Origin of the sequence: Sinimarinibacterium flocculans, from assembly GCF_003201205.1 — a bacterium.
Classification (GTDB): domain Bacteria; phylum Pseudomonadota; class Gammaproteobacteria; order Nevskiales; family Nevskiaceae; genus Solimonas; species Solimonas flocculans.
The window spans coordinates 558,139-581,665 of the sequence record NZ_QICN01000002.1 but is presented as its reverse complement, the minus strand read 5'-3'; the positions used below and the strand labels follow the sequence as shown (position 1 = coordinate 581,665).

At 68.6% G+C, this 23,527-nt stretch carries 28 protein-coding genes; 17 read left to right on the top strand and 11 right to left on the bottom strand.

All coding sequences use genetic code 11. The annotated features are described in order from the left end of the window. Positions 1–7: 7 nt before the first annotated feature. Positions 8–652, top strand: coding sequence for a GNAT family N-acetyltransferase (locus C8D93_RS06435; protein ID WP_245903832.1), 645 nt, complete (start codon positions 8–10; stop codon positions 650–652). Here C8D93_RS06435 and C8D93_RS06430 read toward each other — a convergent pair. Together C8D93_RS06430 and C8D93_RS06425 are read right to left on the bottom strand one after the other, a co-directional pair. Further along, a complete protein-coding gene (locus C8D93_RS06430; protein ID WP_110264323.1) occupies positions 615–1,979 on the bottom strand; it encodes an AmpG family muropeptide MFS transporter in 1,365 nt (454 codons plus the stop codon). The genes C8D93_RS06435 and C8D93_RS06430 overlap by 38 nt on opposite strands. After that, positions 1,969–2,748, bottom strand: a complete 780-nt coding sequence (locus C8D93_RS06425; RefSeq protein ID WP_110264322.1) for an exodeoxyribonuclease III — start codon at positions 2,746–2,748, stop codon at positions 1,969–1,971. Before C8D93_RS06425 ends, C8D93_RS06430 begins: the two co-directional genes overlap by 11 nt. A 74-nt stretch (positions 2,749–2,822) precedes the next feature. Here C8D93_RS06425 and pyrE point away from each other — a divergent pair, with 74 nt between their 5' ends. Beyond that, complete coding sequence (gene pyrE / locus C8D93_RS06420) at positions 2,823–3,476, top strand: orotate phosphoribosyltransferase (RefSeq protein WP_110264321.1); 654 nt, start codon at positions 2,823–2,825, stop codon at positions 3,474–3,476. A 59-nt stretch (positions 3,477–3,535) separates the two neighbouring features. Then, positions 3,536–4,189 (top strand): hypothetical protein, encoded by a 654-nt coding sequence (locus C8D93_RS06415; protein ID WP_110264320.1) that lies wholly within the window; start codon positions 3,536–3,538, stop codon positions 4,187–4,189. 187 nt (positions 4,190–4,376) lie between these two features. On the opposite strand, the gene argB is transcribed toward C8D93_RS06415, so the two are convergent. The 3 genes from argB to coaBC are packed head-to-tail and all read right to left on the bottom strand — an operon-like array spanning position 4,377 to position 6,924. Next, the gene (gene argB, locus C8D93_RS06410; RefSeq protein ID WP_110264319.1) at positions 4,377–5,240 is read right to left on the bottom strand and encodes an acetylglutamate kinase; all 864 of its coding nucleotides are present in this window, start codon (positions 5,238–5,240) and stop codon (positions 4,377–4,379) included. Between the two features lie 2 nt (positions 5,241–5,242). Next, positions 5,243–5,701: a dUTP diphosphatase gene (gene dut, locus C8D93_RS06405; RefSeq protein WP_110264318.1), complete on the bottom strand. Its 459-nt coding sequence runs from the start codon at positions 5,699–5,701 to the stop codon at positions 5,243–5,245. Next, positions 5,698–6,924 carry a bifunctional phosphopantothenoylcysteine decarboxylase/phosphopantothenate--cysteine ligase CoaBC gene (coaBC, locus tag C8D93_RS06400; RefSeq protein WP_110264317.1) on the bottom strand — a complete coding sequence of 409 codons (1,227 nt, stop codon included), beginning with the start codon at positions 6,922–6,924 and terminating at the stop codon, positions 5,698–5,700. Before coaBC ends, dut begins: the two co-directional genes overlap by 4 nt. Before the next feature lie 73 nt (positions 6,925–6,997). Between coaBC and radC the strand changes: the two genes are divergently transcribed. Continuing rightward, positions 6,998–7,672: a RadC family protein gene (gene radC, locus C8D93_RS06395; RefSeq protein ID WP_110264316.1), complete on the top strand. Its 675-nt coding sequence runs from the start codon at positions 6,998–7,000 to the stop codon at positions 7,670–7,672. Between the two features lie 7 nt (positions 7,673–7,679). On the opposite strand, the gene C8D93_RS06390 is transcribed toward radC, so the two are convergent. Both C8D93_RS06390 and C8D93_RS06385 read right to left on the bottom strand, forming a co-directional pair. Next, positions 7,680–8,219, bottom strand: a complete 540-nt coding sequence (locus C8D93_RS06390) for a TetR/AcrR family transcriptional regulator (protein ID WP_146216530.1) — start codon at positions 8,217–8,219, stop codon at positions 7,680–7,682. Further along, positions 8,216–8,770, bottom strand: coding sequence for a TetR/AcrR family transcriptional regulator (locus tag C8D93_RS06385; protein WP_110264314.1), 555 nt, complete (start codon positions 8,768–8,770; stop codon positions 8,216–8,218). Before C8D93_RS06385 ends, C8D93_RS06390 begins: the two co-directional genes overlap by 4 nt. Before the next feature lie 227 nt (positions 8,771–8,997). Here C8D93_RS06385 and rpmB point away from each other — a divergent pair, with 227 nt between their 5' ends. From rpmB to mtnC, 6 genes are all read left to right on the top strand, one after another. Further along, positions 8,998–9,234, top strand: a complete 237-nt coding sequence (gene rpmB / locus C8D93_RS06380; RefSeq protein WP_110264313.1) for a 50S ribosomal protein L28 — start codon at positions 8,998–9,000, stop codon at positions 9,232–9,234. A 20-nt stretch (positions 9,235–9,254) separates the two neighbouring features. Then, positions 9,255–9,428 carry a 50S ribosomal protein L33 gene (gene rpmG, locus C8D93_RS06375; RefSeq protein WP_110264312.1) on the top strand — a complete coding sequence of 58 codons (174 nt, stop codon included), beginning with the start codon at positions 9,255–9,257 and terminating at the stop codon, positions 9,426–9,428. A 127-nt stretch (positions 9,429–9,555) separates the two neighbouring features. After that, positions 9,556–11,004, top strand: a complete 1,449-nt coding sequence (gene mgtE / locus C8D93_RS06370; protein WP_110264311.1) for a magnesium transporter — start codon at positions 9,556–9,558, stop codon at positions 11,002–11,004. 50 nt (positions 11,005–11,054) lie between these two features. Then, positions 11,055–11,666, top strand: a complete 612-nt coding sequence (locus tag C8D93_RS06365; protein ID WP_110264375.1) for a methylthioribulose 1-phosphate dehydratase — start codon at positions 11,055–11,057, stop codon at positions 11,664–11,666. 4 nt (positions 11,667–11,670) lie between these two features. Next, a complete protein-coding gene (locus C8D93_RS06360) occupies positions 11,671–12,222 on the top strand; it encodes a 1,2-dihydroxy-3-keto-5-methylthiopentene dioxygenase (RefSeq protein ID WP_110264310.1) in 552 nt (183 codons plus the stop codon). A 129-nt stretch (positions 12,223–12,351) separates the two neighbouring features. Then, on the top strand, positions 12,352–13,026 hold the full coding sequence (mtnC, locus tag C8D93_RS06355; RefSeq protein WP_110264309.1) for an acireductone synthase: 675 nt from the start codon (positions 12,352–12,354) through the stop codon (positions 13,024–13,026). Here the strand turns inward: mtnC and C8D93_RS06350 are convergent. Continuing rightward, entirely contained in the window at positions 13,016–13,540 is a 525-nt protein-coding gene (locus C8D93_RS06350; RefSeq protein WP_245903831.1) for a M15 family metallopeptidase, read from the bottom strand. The two genes, mtnC and C8D93_RS06350, sit on opposite strands and share 11 nt — an antisense overlap. Further along, positions 13,537–14,346, bottom strand: coding sequence for a 3'(2'),5'-bisphosphate nucleotidase CysQ (gene cysQ, locus C8D93_RS06345; protein WP_110264308.1), 810 nt, complete (start codon positions 14,344–14,346; stop codon positions 13,537–13,539). Before cysQ ends, C8D93_RS06350 begins: the two co-directional genes overlap by 4 nt. 43 nt (positions 14,347–14,389) lie before the next feature. Between cysQ and yrfG the strand changes: the two genes are divergently transcribed. Further along, the gene (gene yrfG, locus C8D93_RS06340) at positions 14,390–15,067 is read left to right on the top strand and encodes a GMP/IMP nucleotidase (RefSeq protein ID WP_110264307.1); all 678 of its coding nucleotides are present in this window, start codon (positions 14,390–14,392) and stop codon (positions 15,065–15,067) included. 11 nt (positions 15,068–15,078) lie between these two features. Here yrfG and C8D93_RS06335 read toward each other — a convergent pair whose 3' ends face one another. Further along, complete coding sequence (locus C8D93_RS06335) at positions 15,079–16,368, bottom strand: DEAD/DEAH box helicase (RefSeq protein WP_110264306.1); 1,290 nt, start codon at positions 16,366–16,368, stop codon at positions 15,079–15,081. Between the two features lie 256 nt (positions 16,369–16,624). Between C8D93_RS06335 and trxA the strand changes: the two genes are divergently transcribed. Continuing rightward, positions 16,625–16,966, top strand: a complete 342-nt coding sequence (gene trxA / locus C8D93_RS06330; RefSeq protein WP_110264305.1) for a thioredoxin — start codon at positions 16,625–16,627, stop codon at positions 16,964–16,966. A 313-nt stretch (positions 16,967–17,279) separates the two neighbouring features. Further along, positions 17,280–18,491 carry a transcription termination factor Rho gene (rho, locus tag C8D93_RS06325; protein ID WP_245903836.1) on the top strand — a complete coding sequence of 404 codons (1,212 nt, stop codon included), beginning with the start codon at positions 17,280–17,282 and terminating at the stop codon, positions 18,489–18,491. 64 nt (positions 18,492–18,555) lie between these two features. Here the strand turns inward: rho and C8D93_RS06320 are convergent, their stop codons facing one another. Continuing rightward, on the bottom strand, positions 18,556–19,734 hold the full coding sequence (locus C8D93_RS06320) for a helix-turn-helix transcriptional regulator (RefSeq protein ID WP_110264304.1): 1,179 nt from the start codon (positions 19,732–19,734) through the stop codon (positions 18,556–18,558). A gap of 335 nt (positions 19,735–20,069) precedes the next feature. On the opposite strand from C8D93_RS06320, the gene C8D93_RS06315 reads away from it, so the two are divergent. The 4 genes from C8D93_RS06315 to C8D93_RS06300 all read left to right on the top strand — a co-directional run bounded on the left by C8D93_RS06315 (position 20,070) and on the right by C8D93_RS06300 (position 23,353). Then, positions 20,070–20,450 carry a nuclear transport factor 2 family protein gene (locus C8D93_RS06315; RefSeq protein WP_110264303.1) on the top strand — a complete coding sequence of 127 codons (381 nt, stop codon included), beginning with the start codon at positions 20,070–20,072 and terminating at the stop codon, positions 20,448–20,450. Beyond that, complete coding sequence (locus tag C8D93_RS06310; protein WP_110264302.1) at positions 20,447–20,911, top strand: nuclear transport factor 2 family protein; 465 nt, start codon at positions 20,447–20,449, stop codon at positions 20,909–20,911. The genes C8D93_RS06315 and C8D93_RS06310 overlap by 4 nt, the downstream gene beginning before the upstream one ends. Next, positions 20,908–22,260, top strand: a complete 1,353-nt coding sequence (locus C8D93_RS06305; RefSeq protein ID WP_170123924.1) for an MFS transporter — start codon at positions 20,908–20,910, stop codon at positions 22,258–22,260. The genes C8D93_RS06310 and C8D93_RS06305 overlap by 4 nt, the downstream gene beginning before the upstream one ends. Positions 22,261–22,387: 127 nt before the next feature. Further along, positions 22,388–23,353, top strand: a complete 966-nt coding sequence (locus tag C8D93_RS06300) for a hypothetical protein (protein ID WP_110264300.1) — start codon at positions 22,388–22,390, stop codon at positions 23,351–23,353. The last annotated feature ends 174 nt before the right edge of the window (positions 23,354–23,527 follow it).

The window sequence follows — 23,527 nt, the reverse complement described above, 5'->3', positions numbered from 1 at the left end:
TCCTCGCATGCTGTTCAGCGCCATCCGCACGCCGCACCTGCCGCCCGCCTTCAAGTACACCCTCGACGACGGGCTGCCGATCTTCGTGCGGCCGATCCGCGCAGAGGATGCGCCGCGCCTGCGCGAGGGCTTCCGCCGCATGACGCAACTCGTGCGCCGTCGGCGCCTGCCGGGCATCGACGACGACGCCACCGAGCTGTCGGACGACCTGCTGCAGCGGCTGCTCGGCGCGGACGGCGTCAACCACGTCGCCTGGGGGGCCATGAACCTCGAAAAGCCGGAGGAACCCGGCATCGGTGTTGCGCGCTACATCCGCATCAACGGCGAGCCCGATGCGGCCGATGTCGCCATCGTCATCGCCGACGACTACCAGGGTCGCGGCGCGGGCTTCGTGCTGCAGGCCTGCCTGCACCTGTGTGCCCACGCCAACGGCATCCGCACCTTCTACTACGACGTCGCCAGCGACAACGACCGCATCATCCGCCACCTGAAGCTGCTCGGCGCGCGCCATGCCGGTCGCGCCGACAACATCGATCGACTCAGGCTGCCGGTCTATCACCGCGCCTGGGACGTGCCTGACGGCAACCACATCGCGCGACGCTTCGCCGAGGTGTTCAGGCGTCTGCAGCGCGTGGAGGCAGCCGCCGCGTGAGCCAGATCAGCAGCAGCAGGGACGGCACGCCGAGCGTCGAGGTGTAGAGAAAGAACACGAAGTAGCCGGCGCTGTCGACGACCCATCCCGACGCGCCCATCAGCAGCTTGCCCGGCAGCGAGAACAGCGACGAGAACAGTGCGTACTGCGTCGCCGTGTAGGCGGTGTTCGTCAGCCCCGACAGGTAGGCGATGAAGGCGGTGCCGGCGAAGTTGTAGGCGAAGTTGTCGGCACTCACGACCAGTCCCAGTCCGAGCAGTCCGGGATCCTCGGTGAAGGCCAGTGTCGCGAAGGCCAGGTTCGACAGGATCACCAGAACCCCGCCGACGACGAGCGCACGCACGACGCCCAGGCTGGCGACGCCGAACCCGCCGACGATCACGCCGATGATCGACGCGATCACGCCGTAGCCCTTGGCCACGATCGCGATCTGCTGCAGCGTGTAGCCGACGTCGAGGTAGAACGGATTGGCCATCACCCCCATCGTGTAGTCGGTGAGGCGGAAGGTGCCGACAAAGGCCAGGATCAGCAGCGCCGTCGTCGCGCCGTTGCGCGCGAAGAAGTCCACCAGCGGACACACCACCGCGCCGACGAACCAGCCGCCTGCCTGGCGCAGCGGTCGCGGCCAGTGCGCCTTGGCTTCGAGGAAGTCGATCACCCGCTGCTCGCGCAGCGCGGTGTCACGGCTCACCGCAACCTTGGGCTCGGGCACCAGCAGCGTGGTCACGATGCCGATGCCGACCAGCGCCGCCATCACCGTGTACGACGCACGCCAGCCGTGCTCGCCGGCGAGCCACAGGGCGCCGGCGGTTGCCGCCATCAGTGCCAGCCGGTAGCCGAGCTGGTAGGCCGCGGCCATCGTGCCCTGCATCGACAGCGGTGCCGACTCGATACGCCAGGCGTCGATGGCGATGTCCTGCGTCGCACTGGCGAAGGCGACGCAGACGGCGAGGACGGCCAGTGCGGCGAGCCGCGTCGACGGGTCGCCGTGCGACATCGCCAGCAGGCCGGCAACCAGCGCGAGCTGGGCGGCGAGCATCCAGCTGCGGCGGCGGCCGAGCCAGCGCGTCAGCAGCGGGATCGGCGCGCGGTCGACGATCGGCGCCCACAGCAGCTTGAACGAGTAGGCGAGTCCCACCCACGACAGCAGGCCGATCGTCGTGCGGTCGATGTCGGCCTCGCGCAGCCACGCCGACAGCGTGCTGAACACGAGCAGGAACGGCAGGCCGGCGGAAAAGCCGAGGAACAGCATCGCCAGCGGCTTGGGCTGCGCGTACAGCCGCAGCGTGTCGAGCCAGCTGCGCGCCGCCGGCGCCTCAGTCGGCATAGTCGATCGTCAGCGGCGCGTGATCGGAGAAGCGCTCGGCCTTGTACACGGCGGCGGCTTTCGGCTTCAGGCCCGGCGTGATCATGTGATAGTCGATGCGCCATCCGACGTTGTTGGCCCAGGCCTGGCCGCGGTTGGACCACCAGGTGTAGGCCTCGCCCTCGGTATCGGGGTGCAGGCTGCGATAGGCGTCGATCCAGCCGCCCTCGGGCGCGGGGCCGAGCACGACGTCGAGCCAGGCGCGTTCGTGCGGCAGGAAGCCGGAGTTCTTCTGGTTGGAGCGCCAGTTCTTCAGGTCGATGTTGCGATGGGCGATGTTCCAGTCGCCGCAGATCACGTACTCGCGCCCGCTGGCGCGCCACTCGCGCAGCTTGGGCAGGAAGAAGGCGAGGAAGCGGTCCTTGCTCGCCTGGCGCTCCGGCCCGGCGGAGCCGGACGGCAGATACAGCGAGATCACCGAGAGCTTGCCGAAGCGGTACTCCAGATACCGGCCCTCGCCGTCGAACTCGTCATTGCCGAGCGTGTCGATCACCGCGTCCGGCTTGTGTCGCGCATAGATCGCCACGCCGGCATAGCCTTTCTTCTGCGCATCGCGCATCTGCGCATGCCAGCCGTCCGGGAAGAACAGCGCGTCGTCGTTCAGGTCCGCGCGCTGCGCCTTGGTCTCCTGCAGGCACAGCACGTCGGCGTTCTGCCGGGGCAGCCAGTCGAACAGGCCCTTGCGTGCGGCCGAGCGGATGCCGTTGCAGTTGAGCGAGATGATGCGCATGTCAGCGGGGCAGGCAGGCAAGTGGACGCGATTGCGGCGACAATTCTGCCCGAATCCCTCCGGGCGCACCCTGCATGAAGTCCTACCAGACCGCCTTCATCGAGCTGGCACTTGCCAACCAGGTGCTCACCTTCGGTGAGTTCACGCTCAAGTCGGGCCGCGTGAGCCCGTACTTCTTCAACCTCGGGCGAATCGCCGGGGGCGCCGGCATGCGCCGGCTCGGCGAGGCCTACGCGCAGGCGCTGGCCGCCGCAGGTGTGGAGTACGACATGCTCTTCGGGCCGGCCTACAAGGGGATTCCGCTGGTGACGGCGGTCGCGACCGCGCTCGCCGGCCCGGACGCCGGCGGCCGCGACGTGCCGTTCGCGTACAACCGCAAGGAAGCCAAGGATCACGGCGAAGGCGGCACGCTGGTCGGCGCGCCGCCGCGGGGTCGTGTCGTCATCGTCGACGACGTGCTGACCGCCGGCACTGCGCTGAGAGAGGCCGTGGGATTGCTGCGTGCGGCCGGTGCCGAGCCGGTCGCCGCGGTCATCGCGCTGGACCGGCAGGAAAAAGGCACCAGCGGGCGCTCCGCCGTGCAGGAGATGGAGCACGACACCGGGATCCGCGTGATTCCGCTGGTCACGGTCGACGTGCTGCTCGAGTACCTCGCGGGCGGCGCCGTCCCTGCAGCCACCGTCGAGGCGATCCGCAGCTACCAGTCGCGACACGGCGTTTCGGCATAATGGGATCACCACGCTTCGGAGAGCCGGGAATGTTCCGGAAGTCTTTTCGACAGCTAGGGATGGCAATCGTGATCGGCGGGATGCCGATGCTCATGGCCGAGGCCGCGGGCAGCATCGTCTGCTGGACGGACGAGAACGGTCGTCGCGCCTGCGGCGATCGCGTACCGCCGCAGTACGCGCGGCAGGAACGCAAGGTGTACGACGATGCCGGTCGCGTGGTGCAGACCCTGCCGCGACAGAAGACACCGGAGGAGATCGAGGCCGAAGCCCGCCGCGCCGCGGACCTCGAGGCACGGCGGCGGCGTGCGGCCGAGCAGGCGGCTTACGACCGCTTCCTGCTGACCACCTTCGCGGACGTCGGCGAACTCGAGAAGACCCGCGACAACCGCCTGCAGACGCTGGATGGGCGGCTCAATCTGGCACGCGACACGCTGCGCGAGAACCGTCGCGGCGTCGAGCAGCTCAAGGGGCAGATCGCGGATGTCGAGGAGGCTGGGCGCAAGGTTCCGTCCCGCCTGACCCGCCAGCTCGAAACCTTCGAGACCGCCGTCGAGGACAACCGTCGGGCGGTCGGCAAGCTGCGCGAGGAGCGTGACGTGATCCGCGACAAGTTCGATCGCGACATCGCCCGCTACCGCGAGCTCAAGGGGCTGGGCGCGACGCCAGCAGAGTCATCGTCGGTTTCGTCCTCTCGGGAGGACGACGAGGACTAAAAGGCGATTGCGCGCGTGCTTCCCTGGCCGAGCGTTCGCGCAAAGCGGCATCAAGCGGGCGCCGTCAGGTACGGCATACAAGCCGTCCATGGCGCGGCGGTGCGCGCGGCGACCAGCCCCGGCCCGGCCTTCCATGGCCGGGCGTTCGCATTCAAAGCGATGCCATTCAAGGCATCGCTTTGAATGCTCACCCCTTGATCAGGGTGCCGATGCCTTCGTCGGTGAACAGCTCGAGCAGCACCGAGTGGGTGATGCGGCCGTCGATGATGTGCGCGGACTTCACGCCGCTGTTCACCGCGTCGAGCGCACAGCGGATCTTCGGCAGCATGCCGCCGTGGATCGTGCCGTCGTTGATCAGCGATTCCACCTGCTGCACCGACAGGCCGGTCAGCACCTTGCCCTGTTTGTCGAGCACGCCTTGCGTGTTGGTCAGCAGCATCAGCTTCTCGGCCTGCAGCACCGATGCGAGCTTGCCGGCGGCGATGTCGGCGTTGATGTTGAACGCCTCGCCGTCCACCCCGACACCGACCGGCGCGATCACCGGGATGAAGCCGCCGGCCTCGAGGTGATTGATCACGCGCGGATCGATCGCGTCGATCTCGCCGACCTGGCCGATGTCCTTGCCGCCGACCAGCAGCTTGCGCGCGCGAATCAGGCCGCCGTCCTTGCCGGTGAGGCCGACGGCGCGACCGCCCTGCTGGTTGAGGCTGCTGACGACCGCCTTGTTGACCAGGCCGCCGAGCATCATCTCGACGACGTCCATGGTCTCCTCGTCGGTCACGCGCATGCCTTCGATGAACTCGGACTTCTTGCCGAGCCGCTCGAGGTGCGAGCCGATCTGTGGGCCGCCGCCGTGGACGACGACCGGGTTCATGCCGACCAGCTTCATCAGCACGATGTCGCGCGCGAACGACGCGATCATGTCGTCGTCCCGCATCGCGTTGCCGCCGTACTTGACGACGATGGTCTTGCCGGCGAAGCGGCGGATGTACGGCAGCGCCTCGGTGAGGACGCGGGCGATGGTCTGCGCGGACGAAAGATCGAGGGCCATGTTCAGTGCTTGCCGGTGCTGCCGAAGCCGCCGGCGCCGCGGGCGCTGGCATCGAAGCTGTCGACGATCTCGAACGCCGCCTGCACGACGGGCACGAGCACGAGCTGGGCAATGCGCTCGCCGGGTTCGATCGTGAACGCCTTCTGGCCGCGGTTCCAGCACGAGACCATCAGCTCGCCCTGGTAGTCGGAATCGATCAGGCCGACGAGGTTGCCGAGCACGATGCCGTGCTTGTGGCCGAGACCCGAGCGCGGAAGGATCACGGCGGCGAGATTCGGATCGCCGATGTGGATCGCCAGGCCGGTCTTGATCAGCGTGCTGGCGCCGGGTTCGAGCGTCAGCGGCGCATCGAGCACGGCGCGCAGGTCGAGGCCGGCGGCGCCGTCGGTGGCGTACGCCGGCAACGGCAGGTCGCGGCCGATGCGCGGGTCGAGAATCTTGAGCTGGATGTTCTTCTTCACGGTGCGTTCGCGGTTCTTGCTTGATAACGCTCGGCGATCAGTGCGGCGAGTTCGCGCGCCAGATCGGTCTTCGCAGCCTGCGCCAGCGCGCGCTCGCCGCCGGGCCAGAACACCTGCAGCGCATTGTCGTCGCGATCGAAGGCCTTGCCGTCGCCGACCCAGTTGGCGGCAATCAGGTCGAGCTTCTTGCGTGCGAGCTTGTCGCGCGCGTGTTCGGCGAGTTTCTCGGTTTCGGCGGCAAAGCCGACGATGAACAGGTCCGGCTGCGCCGCCCGCAGCTCGGCAAGGATGTCCGGATTCTTCACCAGGGACAGTTGCGCGCCGTCGTCGCGCTTCTTGATCTTGTGCTCGGCGACCGCGTCGACGCGATAGTCGGCGACGGCGGCGGTGCCCACCAGCATCTGCGCATCGACGGCCGCACTGCGGGTCGCGTCGAGCATCTGCGCCGCGGTCTCGACGTCGACCCGCGCGACGCCGGCGGGCGTCGCCAGCGAGGTCGGCCCGCTGATCAGCACGACCTCGGCGCCCCGCGCGCGCAGCGCTGCGGCGAGCGCGTAGCCCATCTTTCCGGACGAGCGGTTGGTGATGAAGCGCACCGGGTCGATCGGTTCGCGCGTCGGCCCGGCGGTGACGACGGCCTTGATGCCGGACAGCGCGCCGCCGGCGCCGAGCAGCGCCGCAACCGCATCGCGGATCTGCAGCGGCTCCCACATGCGGCCGTCGCCGGTCTCGCCGCAGGCCTGGCTGCCGCTGCCGGGGCCCAGAACCTGTACGCCGCGTGCCTGCAGCACCTGCAGGTTCTGCTGCGTGGCGGGGTGCGCCCACATCAGCCGGTTCATCGCCGGCGCGATCGCCAGCGGGCGGTCCGTCGCCAGGCACAGGGTTGTCAGCAGATCGTCTGCGCGGCCCTGGGCGAGCCGCGCGATCGTATCGGCGCTGGCCGGTGCGATCAGCACCAGATCGGGCCAGCGCGCGAGTTCGATGTGCCCCATCGCCGCCTCGGCCGCGGCGTCCCACAGCGAGTCGCGCACCGGGCGCCCGGAGAGGGCCTGGAAGGTCTGCGCGCCGACGAAGCGCTGCGCCGCTGCCGTCATCACGACCTGCACGTCTGCGCCGGCTTCCTTGAGCCGGCGCACGAGGTCGGCGGCCTTGTAGGCCGCGATGCCCCCTGTGATGCCGAGCACAATCCGGCGTCCGTCGAGGGTTGCGAGCGGGTTTTGCATCGCATCATTCTAGCCCGGGGCGCCGACTGCACTGCAGCGGCAGCAAGAAAAACACGAACAGGGAAGGGGCGGGATGGCGATCACCGACTGGCCGGAGAGCGAACGGCCGCGCGAGAAGCTGCTGGCGGCGGGGGCGTCCGGACTCAGCGATGCCGAGCTGCTGGCGATCTTCCTGCGGACCGGCGTGCGCGGCATGACGGCGGTCGATCTCGCCCGCGACCTGATGCGCCGCTTCGGCAGCCTGCGCGCGTTGCTGACGGCGTCGCGCGAGGAATTCTGCATCACCAAGGGCCTGGGCGAGGCCAAGTACGTGCAGCTGCAGGCCGTCATGGAGATGGCCCGGCGCCAGCTGTCGGAGATTCTGGTGCGCGGCGACGCCCTGTCGAGCCCGCAGGCGGCGGCGGACTACCTGCGCGCGCAACTGCGCGATCGCGAACACGAGGTGTTCGGCGTCGTCTTCCTCGACACGCAGCACCGCGTGCTGGCCTACGAGGAGCTGGCGCGCGGTACGGTCGACGGCGCGGCGGTGTATCCGCGTGAAGTGGTCAAGGCGGCACTGCGCCGCAATGCCGCGGCGGTGATCCTCGCGCACAACCATCCCAGCGGCATCGCCGAGCCCAGCGCCGCGGACCGCGCCCTGACGGAACGGCTGCGTCAGGCGCTGGGCACGATCGATGTGCGCGTGCTCGACCATCTGGTGGTCGGCGACGGTGCACCGGTGAGCTTTGCCGAGCGGGGGTGGATCTGAGGTCCGTTCAGGCGCCGTGCTCGAGAAAGTGCCAGAGGGCGGCCCGCAGGGCCGGCTGAACGCCGGAACGGTGTTCGACGATGCTGGCGGCGTTGATCATGGCCAGATACAGGCGGGCGGCCGCTGCACCGTCGGGCCATCCCAGCCGCTCGAGTTCCGCACCCAGGATCATGTAATAGGTCCGGTTCTGCCGGCGCAGGCCGGTCAGCACCGGTGGACGCATGCGGGCTTCGAGCAGCCAGCCGCGCAGCGGTCGCTCGTCCAGGCAGCCGCTCAGATAGGACTCGGTGGCGAGCTGGATGCGGCGCATGCCCGGCGGAACGCCGGCGGTGACGGCGACGATGCGATCCCGCAGGCGGTCCATGAACACCTGCTGGACCGCGACCAGGTAGCCGGTCAGATCGCCGAAGATCGAGGTGAATACGCCGGCGTCGACGCCGGCGCGCTGGCAGATCTCGTCCGTGGTCAGCGTCGCGAGGCGACGCTCGCGTGCCAGCGGCGCGGCGGCGGCGATCAGGGCGGTGCGCGGGTCGATATGCGCCATCATGCCGACCGGTCCAGGTAGCGCAGCAGCGTCCTGCGCAGTGCCGGCACCCGGGTGCCGGCCTCGTGCTCTGCCTGCGCGATCTCGGTCACCGCCGCGGTCAGCAGTCGCGCCGTGGCTTCCGGATGCGGGCGGCCGAGCGTGCGCAGCTCCACGCCCAGAACGATGCCGAAGCCGGCGACGCGGCCGCGGATCAGGTCGGCGCCCTGCGGGGTGAAGCGCAGGTCGGACAGGAGCCGGCGCAGCGGCGGGCGCTGGACGTTGGCTTCCAGATAGGTCTCCAGCGCCAGCTTGAGGCGCTCGATGCCGGCGGGCATGTTGCTGGTGATGCGCGCGACGCGTTCACGCACCTCGTCGATCATCGCCGCCAGCAGCGCGCAGCGGTAGGCGTCCCAGTCGCCGAAGAGCCGGGGCAGCGACTCCGGCGGAGCGCCGGCCGCCGCGCAGACCGAGGCCGGATCGAAGTTGCCGCCGTCCTCGGCGTCGAGCAGGCTGCGTCCGGCCGACAGCAGGCGCTGGCGCAGCGGATCGGTTCTCTCGGAGGATGGGCACATCGCCGGCGGCCCGGATCGCAGGTTTTCCGCAGCATGCACCAGCTTGAGGCGGCGCGCCTCCCCGTGGTTCGGGGGGAGGCCGGAACCGGGGCTTGCCCGCGGACGGGTGCGCTGGCACAATTGCGCCCCTTTTGGCCGGCCCGGCCGCGAAATACGCGTGCTCCAGGCCGATTCGACAAGCCCTCGCGGGCTACCCTCACGGGTTCACTGATTCGGGTACTGCTGTCATGTCCAAAGTCTGTCAGGTCACCGGCAAGCGGCCGATCACCGGCAACACGGTCTCTCACGCCAACAACCGTCGTCGCCGCCGGTTCGAGCCGAACCTGCACAAGCACCGGTTCTGGCTGGAGTCGGAAAAGCGTTTCGTGACGCTGCGCGTTTCGGCGGCCGGCATGCGCATCATCGACAAGAAGGGCGTCGACACTATCGTCGCCGAGCTGCGCGCGCGCGGCGAGAAGCTCTGAACCAGGGCAGGAGCAGATAAATGGCTGGCAAGAAGAAGGACGTCGAGAAGATCCGCCTGGTGTCGACCGCCGACACGGGTTACTTCTACACCACGACGAAGAACCGCAAGAACACGCCCGACAAGTTCGAGATGAAAAAGTACGACCCGGTGGCGCGCAAGCACGTCACCTTCAAGGAAGCCAAGATCAAGTGATCTGAGGTTCCGGGGACGTCTCCAGCAAAGGGCCGCGACAGCGGCCCTTTGTCGTTTGCGCTGCCGTCGCGTCCTCCTGCCGGCCCGTCGCCGTTTGTCGCGGGGCGACGGCGTACGATAGCCGCCCATGAGCCAGGATGCCGACGTTCGCGCGCACCACCGTCACCTCGAGCAGGCCCGCGCCCAGGTGATCGACCTGCTGTCGCGCCAGGCGCTGGAACGCGAGCTGGTGTCGCGCAGCGAGAACCGTCGGCATGACGTGGTCGCGCAGCTCGTCGAGCGCCAGCACCAGGCGGCGCTGTCGCAGCGGCTGGCGCAGTTCCATCCGGCGGACATCGCCTTCGTGCTCGAAAGCCTCGCCCCGGAGCCGCGCGCGGCCGCCTGGGCGCTGGTGCGCTCGGACCAGCGGGGCGCGGTGCTGCTCGAGGCGTCGGACACCGTGCGCCGGGCGCTGGTGCTGGGCATGGCGCCCGAGGACATCTCGGCGGTCGTCCATACGCTGGACTCGGACGACATCGCCGACCTGGTCAGCAGTCTGCCGGAGGAGCTGCGGCATGCGGTCGTCGAGCGCCTCGACCGCACCGACCAGGCGGAGGTGCGCTCGGTGCTGTCGTTTCCCGACGGCAGCGTCGGCGCGATCATGGATCTCGACTTCATCGCCGTACGCGAGGACACCACGCTCGAGGCGGTCCAGCGACTGCTGCGGCGCAAGACGGCGCTGCCGGTCCATACCAACGAGCTGATCGTGGTCGACCGCAGCAACGGGCTGCGCGGGGTGCTCGACCTGCAGCGCCTGCTGCTCGACGAGCCCGACCGCCGCGTCGCCGAGGTGATGAACCCGCAGCCGACCTACTTCTACACCGACGATGGCGTGCGCGACGCGATCACGGCGTTCGAGAAGTACGACCTCATCTCGTGCCCGGTCGTGAACCTCCACCGGCAGGTCGTGGGCCGGCTCACGGTCGACGTCGTCGTCGACGAGATCAAGGAGCGCGCCCAGGCCGAGTCGCTGCGCCAGGTCGGTCTGTCCGAGGCGGACGAGGATCTGTTCGCCCCGCTGGCCGCCAGCGCGCGCCGGCGCTGGCCCTGGCTCGTGCTGAACCTCGTCACGGCGTTCATCGCGTCACGGGTGATCGGCGCCTTCGAGGAGGTCATCGCCGCGCTGGTGGCGCTGGCGGCGCTGATGCCGATCGTCGCCAGCATCGGCGGCAACACCGGCAACCAGGCGGTGGCGCTGGTGATCCGCGGCCTGGCGCTGGGCCAGCTCGGCCCGTTGCAGCTGCGCAAGATCCTGCAGCGCGAAATCGGCATCAACCTGCTGAACGGGGTGGTCTGGGGGCTGGTGCTGGGCGTTGTCACATGGCTGCTGTATGACAGCGTCACGCTTGCGGCCGTGATCGCGGCGGCACTGACGCTGAACATGGTGCTGGCGGCCACGGTCGGCGTCCTCGCGCCGGTGCTGCTGCAGCGGCTGGGGCGGGACCCGGCGATGGGGTCGAGCATCGTGCTGACGGCAACCACCGACAGCATGGGCTTCCTGATCTTCCTGGGTCTCGCGGCCGCGTTCCTGAGCTGATTGAGCGGGGGGAAGGATTGACCTACAGTGCGCGCCCCATGGAGGCAGCGATGAACAGCGACGATGCAGCGCGCGCGCAACGCCTGATCGCGGCCGGCCGCCTGTTCCACCAGCGCGGCTGGGTGCCGGCGACCGGCGGCAATTTCTCGGCGCGCCGCGATGCCGCGACGATGCTGATCACCGCCTCGGGCTGCCACAAGGGCGAGCTGGAGGACGAGCACTTTCTCGTTGCCGACCTCGACGGCCGGCCGCTGCAGGCGGATCGCAGGGCCTCGTACGAGACCCTTCTGCACTGCCAGCTCTACCGCTACGATCCGGCGATCGGCGCCGTGCTGCACACGCATTCGATCGCGAACACGGTGCTGTCGCGCCGCTACGAGGGCATCCGCCTGGCCGGCTACGAACTGCTGAAGCTGCTGCCCGGGATCTCGACGCACGAGGCCGCGGTCGAAGTGCCGGTGTTCGCCAACGACCAGGACATCGCGCGACTGGCGGCGACGGTGGACGCCCACCTGCGCGAACGGCCGCAGACGCCGGCCTACCTGATTGCCGGACACGGTCTGTATGCCTGGGGTGCGGATGTCGATCAGGCGCGCTGGCGCGTCGAGGCGCTGGAGTTCATGTTCGAGTGCGAACTGCAGGCGCAAAAACTGAAGGAGTAGGACCATGACGACCCTGACCGTGTATTCGGAACAGGACGCCGGCACTCCGCTGGCGACCTATACGGCCTTCGCGGACATCCGCGATCAGCTGGCCACCATCGGCGTCGAGTTCGAGCGCTGGGAAGCGAGCCAGCCGCTGTCGCCGACGGCGACACCGGACGAGGTGATGGCGGCGTATCGCGAGTCGATCGACGTGCTCAACCGCAAGTACGGCTTCGAATCCGTGGACGTCGTCGCCATGCATCCGGCACATCCCGATGCGGCCACGGCGCGGGGCAAGTTTCTCGCCGAGCACACGCATGCGGATTTCGAGACGCGCTTCTTCGTCGACGGCTCGGGCGCGTTCTACATCCGCAGCAACGGCAAGGTGTTTCTCACCGTCTGCACGAAGGGCGATCTGATCAACCTGCCCGCGAATACCACGCACTGGTTCGACATGGGTCCGAGGCCGGATTTCAAGGCGATCCGCTTCTTCCGCATCAAGGACGGCTGGGTCGGCAACTTCACCGGCGACAAGATTGCGGACCGGTTTCCGAAGTTCGAGTCCGCAGCGTGATCAAAGCCATCGTCACGGATATCTAGGGGTGAGCCGGGGCGCTTGCGAGGCACTGCCTCGCGGGCCGGCGAACGCCCGGCCCGGGACGGCCGGGCAGGGCGCTGCGCCAAGGACGGCTCGGGAGAACCAATGATCAAAGCCATCGTCACGGATATCGAGGGAACCACGTCCTCGATCGACTTCGTCCACCAGACCCTGTTTCCGTTCGCCAGGACACGGATGCGCGCTTTCCTGCGCGAGAACGCCGGCGACGATCGGGTGCAGGCGCTGCTCGCCGATGTCGAGGAGGTCGAAAAGGGCGACCTGTCGCTCGACGAGGCCGCGGACGTGCTCGAACGCTGGATCGCCGAAGACCGCAAGCTCACGCCGCTCAAGGCGCTGCAGGGCATGATCTGGAAGACCGGCTACGAGGCCGGCGAACTCAAGGGCCACGTCTACGCCGACACGCCGGAAGCGCTGCGGGGCTGGCATGCCGCCGGCAAGGCCTTGTACGTCTATTCGTCCGGCTCGGTCGAGGCGCAGAAACTGATCTTCGGCCATACCGACTACGGCGATCTCACGCCGCTGTTCTCGGGCTACTTCGATACCCGCATCGGCGGCAAGCGCGAGGCGGCGTCGTACCGTCGCATCCTCGACGAGATTGCGCTGCCCGGTGCGCAGGTGCTGTTCCTGTCGGACGTGGGCGAGGAACTGGACGCCGCGCGCGCCGCCGGCATGCAGACCTGCCAGCTCGTGCGCGACGACAAGACCGTGCCGGCCCCGGCACACCCGCAGGCCAAAAGCCTCGCCGAGGTCAGCGCCTGAAGCACCAGTGCCAGGGCTCGTGGAGATAGCCCTGGGCGTTGTCGCGCGGATACGACAGCGAGAAGCCGAAGCGGTGTGCGTGCGCCCGCAGCCAGGCGAACGCCGCAGTGTGTTCGAAGGCTTCGTCCAGCGCCGCACGGCCGGCGACACCGAGATCGAGCGCGCGGCCGCTGTGGTGCTCGCTGTAGCCGGGCGGGGCGTTGACCCGCAGCACTTCGTCGAGCGCCAGACCGCGGTCGAGCTTGGCGCGGATCAGGGCCGTCTGGAACTCGATGCTGCGAAAGGCCGACACCAGCAGCAGCTCGATGCCGTCCTCGCGCGCCGCCTCGCGCATCGCCAGCCAGGCCTGCGCGGCATCCTTCAGCAGAAACTTGTCGCGACCGTCGGTGCCGAGCCCGACGGGAACCAGTCGCCGAGCCTCGCGATGGCGCTTCAGGCCGCGGGCGCGAATCTGCTTGGGCGCGATGCCAAGCATGTCGAAAGCGGCGCGCAGCCGCGCCGCTTCGCCGCTCACGCCGCTGCGAGCAGGCGCTCGCGCCAGCCGGCCTTGCGATCGCCGATCACGACGAAGCCCGGATTGAGCAGGGAATCCTTTTCGTTGTAGCGCAGCGGCATGAGGTCGGGCAGGCGCAGCACTTCGCCACCGGCGCATTCGACGACGCAGTGCCCCGCGGCGGTGTCCCATTCCGAGGTCGGACCGGTGCGCGGATACAGATCGGCGCTGCCGTCCGCGACGAGACAGAATTTCAGCGAGCTGCCGGTGCTCACCGCATCGTGCTCGGGCAGCTTCGCCAGCAGGGCTTCCAGCGCCGCGTCCTTGTGCGAGCGGCTGACGACGAACACCGGCGGCGTGGCTGCGGCACGCACCTGCATCGGTGCGCGGTTCCCGCCTTCGATGCGCAGCGCCCCGAGTCCGCGGGCGCCGGCGTAGCCGACCGCTTTGGCCGGCGCCCAGACGACGCCGAGCACCGGCTCGTGGTTCTCGATCAGCGCGATGTTCACGGTGAACTCGCCGTTGCGCTTGATGAACTCCTTGGTGCCGTCGAGCGGATCGACCAGCCAGTACTGCGACCAGCCGCTGCGCGTCGCATACGGCGTGCTGGCGCCCTCCTCGGACAGTATCGGAACGTCCGGCGTGAGCTTTGCGAGACCGGCAGCGATGGTCTTGTGCGAGGCGAGGTCGGCCTGCGTCAGCGGCGAGTCGTCGTCCTTGTGGGTGACGGCGATGTCGCTGCCGTAGATGTCGAGGATGCGTTCGCCCGCGTCACGGGACAGCTGGATGATGGCGTCGAGCAGCGACGCCGAGATGGCAAGGCTCACGGGATCGGGTCGGATTCGGAAGAGCCCTTATGATACGCGCGCCATGCAGACCATCGTGAACTGGGACGCGGTGGAATGGGTGCTGCTCGACATGGACGGCACCATTCTCGACCTGTCCTTCGACAACTACTTCTGGCGCGAACTGGTACCGCAGCGCTACGCCGAGAAGAACGGCCTGACGCTCAAGCACGCGCGCGAGGTGCTGCAGCCCAAGTTCGAGGCGGTGCAGCACACGCTGCCGTGGTACTGCACCGACTACTGGAGCGAGCTCACGGGGCTGGACATGGCCGGTCTCAAGCGCGAGGTGCGCGAGCGCATCGGCCCGATCGACGGTGCGGAGGACTTTCTCAAGGCGGTGCGTGCGTCCGGCCGCCGGCTGTGGCTGGCGACCAACGCCCACGCCGACAGCTGGCGCCTGAAGCTCGAGTACACCGGATTCGGCCGCTACTTCGAGCAGGTGATCTGCTCGCACGACTTCGGGTATCCGAAAGAGGACCTGCGCTTCTGGGCGGCGGCGCAGGCCGCGCATCCCTTCGATCCGGCGCGCACGCTGTTCGTCGACGACAGCATGCCGGTGCTGTCGGCGGCGCAGGCCTTCGGGATCGGTCAGGTCGTCGGCATCCGGCAGCCCGACAGCCTGCTGCCGGAACGGCCGCTCGACGCCTTCACATCGGTGCGGACGCTGGCGGAACTGACGCCCGCGCTGAGCGCAGCCGGCTAGGAGCCTGGGCCTTAGCGCCGGCCGCGGGGACGGCCACCGCCGCCACCGCCGCGGCGCGCACCGCCACGACGTCCGCCCGGTCCGCCACCGCGGTGCCGGCGCGGTTCGCGCGGGGGGGCGATGTAGTCCTCGACGATGAGATCGTGCCCGCCCTCGAGTGACGGGATGCGCATGCCGATGTACTTCTCGATATCCGGCAGCGAGTAGACCCAGGTTTCGCAGCACAGCGAGATCGCATCGCCGGAGGCGCCGGCGCGGGCGGTGCGGCCGATGCGATGCACGTAGTCCTCAGGGTCCTGCGGCAGGTCGTAGTTGATCACGAGGTCCACGCCCGGGATGTGCAGGCCGCGGGCGGCCACGTCGGTGGCGACCAGCACCGGCAGCTTGCCGGCCTTGAAGTCCTCCAGCAGCCGCAGGCGCGTGCCCTGCGAGACGTCGCCGGACAGCACGCTGGCCTCGAAGCCGTTGGCGCGCAGGCCACGTTCGACGTCCTCGGCCTCGCGCTTGGTGTTGATGAACACCAGGCTGCGCTCGGACTGGTGCTGGCGCAGCAGCCCGACGAGCAGCGGCATCTTCTCGTCGTTGGCGACGTGGACCATCGCCTGGCGCACGCGGTCGGCAGTCACCTGTTCGGGCTCGATCTCGATCTTCTGCGGATCGTTCATGTGCTCGTAGGCGAGTTCGAGCACGCGGTGCGACAGCGTCGCCGAGAACAGGTAGTTCTTGCGCTGCGCCGGCGGCGGCATCTTGCGGATCAGGTAACGGATGTCGGCGATGAAGCCGAGGTCGAACATGCGGTCGGCCTCATCGAGCACCAGCACCTCGATCTGCTTGAGCGTGTACGTATGCTGCTTGTAGTAGTCGATCAGCCGCCCGGGCGTACCGATCAGGATGTCGACGCCGGCCTCGATGCTGGCGCGCTGCGTCTCGTAGCCGGCGCCGCCGTAGCAGACGGTCATGCGCAGGCCGGTGTCGGCGCCGATCGCCATCGCGTCCTTGTGGATCTGCACCGCCAGTTCGCGGGTCGGCGCGAGCATGAAGGCCCGCGGCTGTTTCGCATCGTCCTCCGGCTTGCGGGGGACCGTGAGCAGGCGCTGCATCGTGGCCAGCAGGAACGCGGCCGACTTGCCGGTCCCGGTCTGTGCCTGGCCCGCCAGATCGTGGCCGGCGAGGGCGCGCGGCAGCGCGGCCGCCTGGATCGGCGTGCAGTGCGTGAAGCCGAGGCGGTCGAGCCCGGCCAGCAGCGTCGGGTGCAGGTCGAGGTCGGCGAAACGGGTATCGGACAGATGGCTAGGTTGCATTTGACGAACGGGACGGGGCGGACTCTTGCAAGGAACGGGCGGATCGGCTCAAATAGGGGCTCTACCGGCTGCGCGGCGACTTTCCAGCACCGCCGCCCAGAATCGCTACTGATTCGGCCCCGCTGTAGCTCCCCGACCGAAAAATCATAACGTTCTGACGTTTGTTTTGCGCGGCTTGAGGCGCGATCCGTCGGCCACGATGGTGGACGGGCGGCTTGATTCCCGCTGCCCATCCGTCTTTTTCCGAGGTATTTCCATGAGCGAACACATTACTGCCGTCACCGACGCCAGCTTCGAGCAGGACGTCAAGCAAGCCAGCCATGCGCAGCCCGTGCTGGTGGATTTCTGGGCCGAGTGGTGTGGGCCGTGCCGCATGATCGCGCCGATCCTCGATCAGGTCGCGGCCGAGCAGGCCGGCAAGCTCAAGATCGTCAAGCTCAACGTCGACGAGAACCCGCAGACGCCGGCAGCGCTCGGCATCCGCGGCATTCCGACGCTGATTCTGTTCAAGGACGGCGCACCGGCCGCCACCCAGGTTGGCGCGGTCGCCAAGGCCCAACTCGCTGCATTCGTGACGCCTCATCTCAATGTCGTCTGAGCCCCCAAAGCAGCCCCCGAGAAACAAGTCCATGAAACACCGTCGGCGCTTTCATCCGGGGAAGAACCGCAACGGCGGTGGCGGCGGCAACAACGGCAACGCCATGCCGGCCGGCGGGTTTCCGGACGATCTGGCCCTCGAAGAGGAGATGGCCGAGGCCGAGGCGCTCGGTGGCACCGCCGTCATCCAGGAAACGGTGGTCAACGAGAACGGCGAAACCGTCGTCATCACCCGGCCGCAGGCCCCGGCCGAGCCGCCGAAGATCATCCGCGTTCCCGACCTCAAGCGCCGCACGGCAGCCGAGCTGCTGCGCATGGCCGAGGAGCAGGGGCTGGAGAACATCGCCCGCGCCAAGAAGCACGACCTGATCGTCTCGCTGCTGCGCGCCAGCGCCAAGCGCGGCGACCACATCTACACCGAGGGCGTGCTGGAGATCATGTCCGACGGCTACGGCTTCCTCCGTGGCCCCGACAGTTCGTATCTTGCAGGCCCTGACGACGTCTACATCTCGCCGAGCCAGATCCGCCGCTTCGCGCTGCGCACCGGCGACACGGTGGCCGGCCGCGTGCGCTCGCCGAAGGACAATGAGCGTTACTTCGCGCTGCTCAAGGTCGACACGATCAACTACGAGGCGCCGGAAGTCTCCAAGCGCAAGGTCAGCTTCGAGAACCTGACGCCGCTGTTCGCCGACGAGCAGCTCAAGATGGAGCGCGGCAACGGCACGACCGAAGACATCACCGCGCGCATCATCGACCTCGTCGCGCCGTTCGGCAAAGGCCAGCGCGGCCTGATCGTCTCGCCGCCGAAGGCCGGCAAGACGATCATGATGCAGAACATCGCGCAGTCGATCGCCAACAACTATCCCGACGTCTACCTGATCGTGCTGCTGATCGACGAGCGTCCGGAAGAAGTCACCGACATGCAGCGCACCGTGCGCGGCGAGGTCGTGGCCTCGACCTTCGACGAGCCGGCGACGCGCCACGTGCAGGTCGCCGAGATGGTGATCGAGAAGGCCAAGCGACTGGTCGAGCACAAGCGCGACGTCGTCATCATGCTCGATTCGATCACGCGTCTGGCGCGCGCCTACAACACCGTGGCGCCGTCGTCGGGCAAGGTGCTGACCGGTGGTGTCGACGCCAACGCCCTGCAGAAGCCCAAGCGCTTCTTCGGTGCGGCGCGCAACATCGAGGAAGGCGGCTCGCTGACGATCATCGCCACCGCGCTGGTCGAGACCGGCTCGAAGATGGACGAGGTCATCTACGAAGAGTTCAAGGGCACCGGCAACATGGAGCTGCACCTCGAGCGCCGCATCGCCGAGAAGCGCGTGTTCCCGGCGATCAACATCAACCGCTCGGGCACGCGCAAGGAAGAGCTGATGATGGATCCGGGTGACCTCAACAAGGTCTGGATCCTGCGCAAGCTGCTGCACGACATGGACGAGATCGCGGCCGTCGAACTGCTCATCGACCGCATGAAGCAGACCAAGACCAACTCCGCGTTCTTCGATTCGATGAAGCGGAATTGAGTCCAGAGCATCAACAAAAAGCCCGGCTGCCATTGCCGGGCTTTTTGTTTGGCCGGTACTACAGCTAGCCCAGGGTCAACACGCTGTTCAGCAGCAGCCGCACCAGCATCGTCTGGCGCGTGACCCCGGTCTTGCAGAAGATCGAGCGCAGGTGCGTGCGCGCGGTGTTGCGGCGCACGTTCATCTTCTCGGCGGCTTCGTCGAGGGTGAAGCCCTCGGCGAGCAGCAGCGCGAGCTGTGCTTCCATGCGCGTCAGCCCGAACAGGCGGCGCACGAGTTCCTGCGACGGTTGCGCGGCGTTGGATTCCGGGTCGCGCAGGAACACGACGACGGCCGGACGTTGCCGGCTCTCGGACCACTGACCCATCGGCACGGCGCGGACCAGCACGCCGAGCTTGGCACGACCGGACGGGCGCGTGATCGACATGGCCTCGACGACGCCGGCGCCTTCGTTGTCCGTGCCTTCTTCGGCGGGCAGGGCGCCGGAGTCTGCCAGCGCGCTGCGGATCATGCGCTGCAGTTCGCGGCTCTCCTGGCTGGAGTCCACGCACAGGGTGCTGCCCGTCAGCCAGATGCCGTCCTTCTCCGCGAGGATGCGACGCGCCTCCTGGTTGGTCTCGATCAGCGAGCCGTCCTGGGCGAAGCTGAGCATGCCCAGCAGCATGCGGTTGACCGTGCCGGCGAACAGGCTGCGCTCGCATTCGAGGAAGTCGAGGCGCGCGTGCAGCTGGATCGAACGCTTGAGATGGGGCAGCAGGAAGCGGCACAGCGCCTTGTCTTCGTCCGAGAACGGGCCGGCGTTGTGCGAGCGCGTGACGCGCAGCCGGCATTCGATGCCGTCACGGGTGTAGATGTCGGCACCGAGCAGGTGGCGGATGTCGAGCGGCTTCAGGTACTCCTGATAGACCGCGCTCTGCAGCCATTGACGGCCGATGAGCTCCTCCGCGGTCACGACCTCGCCTTCCGGCAGCCGCACGAAGGGGTCCAGCGAGAAGAAGTGCGTCTCGTAGGACTCGACGCCCTGCGCCGTGACCGGACCGGTGTTGATCATGACGCCGGCACTGTCCTGCGACGGCGGACGCAGCATCAGCGTGACGTGCGCGGCACGCAGTTGCGTGCGCAGCAGTTGCATGGCGGACTGCCAGGGCGGCGATTCGGTGGGACCTTCGTAGATCGCGCCGAGCAGGCTGTCGATCTGCTGCAGGTCGAACAGGGGAGTGCCTTCGGCTTCGGCGGCGCTCATAGCGGTGCTCCCGCCCGAACGCCGGGCTTGCAGATAAGAAACGGTGGACGCTCTGGCGCGTGCGGCCATGTGGACTCTCCTCATGCGCCGGGCTCCTCGCCGGCGGCGGCGCGATTCGTGTCGGACGTGGGTGTCCGGATGCGCGCGCCGCATCCGTATCAATATGCTGCGGACGCTGCTGCCGTCAAGCCAGCGGCGATGGGAAATTCGCCCCGGCGTCGTCCGCGCCGGTCGCCGGACACAGCGTCGCGCCGGTCTCTCATCCGGATGGGGGAGTCTGCCTGCGCGGCGGGCCGTGATCATGCGGGCACATCCACGAAGCTCCGAGCCCGCCGATGACCGACGAAGCCACCATGAAGGCCGCGATGCAGGCCTATGTCGACGCCTTCAACCGCAGCGATGCCGCCGGCATCGCCGATCTCTTCGCCGACGACGCGACGGTGGAGGACCCGGTCGGCAGTCCGCTGAAGAGCGGCAAGGCGGCGATCGCGGATTTCTACAAGATGGCCGTCGCGACCGGCGCACGCCTCGAACTGGCGGCACCGATCCGGGCTTCGCATGGCAATGCCGCAGCGATGGCCTTCAACGTGCGTCTGAACATGCCCGAAGGCAAGGCGCATATCCAGGTGATCGACGTGATGACCTTCAACGAGGCCGGCAAGTTCGCCTCGATGAAGGCCTACTGGGGCAAGTCGGACATGGTGCTGGAGAAATGAACGCCGCCGCGTTGCAGCGGCTCGCGGACCGGATCGAGCTCGAGGATCTCGTCATCCGCTACGCCAATGCGATCGACCGCCGCGACTTCGATGCGCTCGACGCGGTGTTCCTGCCCGATGCGCACATCGACTATCGCGCGATGGGCGGCATCGAGGGCGACTACCCGGCGGTCAAGGCCTGGCTGCCGCAAGCCCTGGGATCGTTTCCGTCGTACATGCACCTCGTCGGCAACTTCGACTTCCGCATCGACGGTGATGCCGCAACGGGGCGGATCGCCTGCTTCAATCCGATGGTCGTTCCCGATCCGCAGGGAGGCGATGCCGAGACGATGTTCCTCGGTCTCTGGTACGTCGACGACTATCGCCGCACCGCGGACGGTTGGCGCATCGCGCGCCGCAGCGAAGAGAAGTGCTATCTGCACAACATGCCGGACTGGATGAAGCAGGCGCTCAAGCTGTGAGCGCGGGCGCGCGCGTCGGCCCGGGTCTGTATCGCGGCTGGTGGATCGTCGCCGCCGGTTTCGTCTGCACGCTGCTGGCGATCGGCGGAACGACCTACTCCTTCGGCCTGTTCGTCACGCCGCTGTCCGAGGAGTTCGGCCTGTCCCGGGCCGATGCCAACGGCGGTTTCATCTTCCTGCTGGTCGGCTTCGCGGTCTGGGCGCCGATCGTCGGCCGGCTGCTGGATCGCCTGCCGGCGCGCAGCGTGATGATCGGCGGCGCCGTGCTGTTCGCGATCGGCTTCACCCTGATCGCATTGGCGCAGTCGCCGCTGATCATGGGGCTGGCCGTGCTCGGCCCGGTGTCGCTGGGCACGGTGGCCTGCGGCGCACTGGCGTCGAACACGCTCACCGCGCGCTGGTTCCGTGCGCACCGTGGTCGCGCGATGGGCGTGCTGGCGATCGCGACCTCGGCCGGCGGTTTCGTGGTGCCGCCGCTGACGGCGCTGCTGATGGCGCAGCTCGGCTGGCGCGGCGCGCTCGGCGCGCTCGGTCTGATCGTGCTCGTCGTCGTCACGCTCTGTGTCGGCCTGCTGGTGCGCGACCGGCCGTCCGATCTGGGGCTCGAGCCCGATGGCGCCGCCGCCGCGGCATCGCCGGCGCAGGCGCCGCCTCCCGAGCGCAGCTGGTCGACCGGGGCGCTGCTGCGCAACGCCAACTTCTGGCTGATCGCCTGGGGCACCGGCATCCTGCTCGCCGCCGACCAGGCGCTGCTGGCGTCGATGATTCCCTATGGAGTCGATGCCGGATTCGGCGCGCAGCGCGCCGCCCTGCTGGTCTCCTGCCTGACGTTCTCCGCGATCTTCGGCAAGCTGGCGATCGGCATGCTCGCTGATCGCATCGACAAGCGCTGGCTGTTCACCGCCGTGGCCGCCTGCAACCTGGCATTCCTGCTCGTGCTGCTCAGTGCGCCGGGCTTCGTGCCGCTGATGGTGGCCTGCTGCGTGATCGGTCTGGCGATCGGCGGCACCTATCCGCTGTGGATGACGCTGACCGCCGACTGCTTCGGCTCGACCTCGTTCGGCGCGGTCATGGGGACGATGAACTTCGTCGTCATGCCGTTCTCGATCGCGTCGATCCGGTTCATCGGCGAGGTCTTCGACCGCACGGGTCGCTACGACCTCGCATTCCAGGTGTTCATCGGCACGGCTTTTCTCGCCACGGCGCTGATCTGGAGGGTGCGGCTGCCGCGTCAGGGCGCCGGCTCGTCCCGTCAGCCCGGAGGTCGCGACGCATCGGGAGCGGCGCCCGATCGGGACGAGGGACCTGCGCTGCACGCCGAAGCCGTGCCCGGCCTGTCGAAGGAGTGAGCGGCGGGCTCGTGCCGGTGTCCGCAGGGCAGGTCGCCTGATCCTGCGCACCGCGGATGGTCTCGCTGACCGGGCGTGACGCGACGCCAGGGTGTAGGCTCGGGACATGAGGTCATGGGGCGCGACAATGACGGCATGCGCAGCCCTGTTCGCCACCGGCCTGTCATCGGGCCAGTCCGGTGACGGCGAGGGGGGCGTCTCGCTCGGAGCGCTGGCGGATCCGGTGTCCCGCTGGGAGACGCGGACCGTCACGATCGACCTGCACAACCGCTGGGATCGCGAGCACGCCTTCGCGCTCGAAGCCACGCTGTCCGAAGCCCTGCTGTTTGCCGGCGCCAGCCACGGCGGCCGGATCGCCGAGCCAGACCGCATCGAGACCTCGCGCTGCCTGATCTGGCCCGCGCTGCGCCTGGCCGCGGGTGCCCGCGAGCAGGTGTCGCTGCAGGTGCACATCGCGAGCGACGGCCCCTTCACGCTCGACGTGCAGGCGGGCGATCCGGCACAGCGGCTGGCGTTCGGCCGGGACCAGATCCGGGGAACGGCGCTCAATCCCGACCAGAACCAGCGCGACGACAGCCGGACGTCCGGCGGACTGATCCTCGCCGCGCTCGGCGTGCTCGTCTTCGGCAGCCTGCTCGCCCTCGGGTTCGGTGCCTCCTGGGGGCTCGGCGCCGTGTGCCTCGCCGGCGCCGCGCTGGCGGGATTGATCGGGTTCGGGCTGGTCCGCACCGACCTGGAGGCCCGCACCGCCTTCGAGCCGACGCGCTGCGAGATTCTCGACCGCCGCGTGCAGCAGGTCCGGTCCGTCGGCAAGCGCAGCAGCGTCCGGATGGCGCCGGTAGCGGCCGTCCGCTACTTCACCCGCGACGGCGAGCGCGTGTCGCACGGCTTCACCGGTTTCGGCATCGGCGATATCGCTGCACTGGCGGCGCTGCCGCCCGGCGTGCCGCTCGAATGCCGCGTGCACCGGCACGACGTGCGGCGCTTCTCGCTGCTCACCGGCACGAGCACCGGCGCTCTCGTCGCGGGCACGCTGCTGCTGGCGCTGGCCGGCGTGCTGCTGTTCGCGGCGTTCAGGCTCTGGCCGCGATAACCCGCGGCCTGGGACCCCTGGCGGCAGAAACGCGCGCGGCTGCGGCTTCGCCATTTCGGCCATCTTCCGCGCTGCTTTTCGGCCAATAGTCCCTGCCATTGGCCTCGAATCAACGCGAAACCTGTCTCGAAATGGCCTTGCCTCGCCTGCGGGGTTCCTACCGCCCAGGCTCCT

Coding starts and splice junctions, on each gene's coding strand:
- C8D93_RS06435 (WP_245903832.1), top strand. CDS start 8: ATGCTGTTCAGCGCCATCCGCACGCCGCACCTGCCGCCCGCCTTCAAG.
- C8D93_RS06430 (WP_110264323.1), bottom strand. CDS start 1,979: ATGCCGACTGAGGCGCCGGCGGCGCGCAGCTGGCTCGACACGCTGCGG.
- C8D93_RS06425 (WP_110264322.1), bottom strand. CDS start 2,748: ATGCGCATCATCTCGCTCAACTGCAACGGCATCCGCTCGGCCGCACGC.
- pyrE (WP_110264321.1), top strand. CDS start 2,823: ATGAAGTCCTACCAGACCGCCTTCATCGAGCTGGCACTTGCCAACCAG.
- C8D93_RS06415 (WP_110264320.1), top strand. CDS start 3,536: ATGGCAATCGTGATCGGCGGGATGCCGATGCTCATGGCCGAGGCCGCG.
- argB (WP_110264319.1), bottom strand. CDS start 5,240: ATGGCCCTCGATCTTTCGTCCGCGCAGACCATCGCCCGCGTCCTCACC.
- coaBC (WP_110264317.1), bottom strand. CDS start 6,924: ATGCAAAACCCGCTCGCAACCCTCGACGGACGCCGGATTGTGCTCGGC.
- radC (WP_110264316.1), top strand. CDS start 6,998: ATGGCGATCACCGACTGGCCGGAGAGCGAACGGCCGCGCGAGAAGCTG.
- C8D93_RS06390 (WP_146216530.1), bottom strand. CDS start 8,219: ATGATGGCGCATATCGACCCGCGCACCGCCCTGATCGCCGCCGCCGCG.
- C8D93_RS06385 (WP_110264314.1), bottom strand. CDS start 8,770: ATGTGCCCATCCTCCGAGAGAACCGATCCGCTGCGCCAGCGCCTGCTG.
- rpmB (WP_110264313.1), top strand. CDS start 8,998: ATGTCCAAAGTCTGTCAGGTCACCGGCAAGCGGCCGATCACCGGCAAC.
- rpmG (WP_110264312.1), top strand. CDS start 9,255: ATGGCTGGCAAGAAGAAGGACGTCGAGAAGATCCGCCTGGTGTCGACC.
- mgtE (WP_110264311.1), top strand. CDS start 9,556: ATGAGCCAGGATGCCGACGTTCGCGCGCACCACCGTCACCTCGAGCAG.
- C8D93_RS06365 (WP_110264375.1), top strand. CDS start 11,055: ATGAACAGCGACGATGCAGCGCGCGCGCAACGCCTGATCGCGGCCGGC.
- C8D93_RS06360 (WP_110264310.1), top strand. CDS start 11,671: ATGACGACCCTGACCGTGTATTCGGAACAGGACGCCGGCACTCCGCTG.
- mtnC (WP_110264309.1), top strand. CDS start 12,352: ATGATCAAAGCCATCGTCACGGATATCGAGGGAACCACGTCCTCGATC.
- yrfG (WP_110264307.1), top strand. CDS start 14,390: ATGCAGACCATCGTGAACTGGGACGCGGTGGAATGGGTGCTGCTCGAC.
- C8D93_RS06335 (WP_110264306.1), bottom strand. CDS start 16,368: ATGCAACCTAGCCATCTGTCCGATACCCGTTTCGCCGACCTCGACCTG.
- trxA (WP_110264305.1), top strand. CDS start 16,625: ATGAGCGAACACATTACTGCCGTCACCGACGCCAGCTTCGAGCAGGAC.
- rho (WP_245903836.1), top strand. CDS start 17,280: ATGGCCGAGGAGCAGGGGCTGGAGAACATCGCCCGCGCCAAGAAGCAC.
- C8D93_RS06320 (WP_110264304.1), bottom strand. CDS start 19,734: ATGAGCGCCGCCGAAGCCGAAGGCACTCCCCTGTTCGACCTGCAGCAG.
- C8D93_RS06315 (WP_110264303.1), top strand. CDS start 20,070: ATGACCGACGAAGCCACCATGAAGGCCGCGATGCAGGCCTATGTCGAC.
- C8D93_RS06310 (WP_110264302.1), top strand. CDS start 20,447: ATGAACGCCGCCGCGTTGCAGCGGCTCGCGGACCGGATCGAGCTCGAG.
- C8D93_RS06300 (WP_110264300.1), top strand. CDS start 22,388: ATGACGGCATGCGCAGCCCTGTTCGCCACCGGCCTGTCATCGGGCCAG.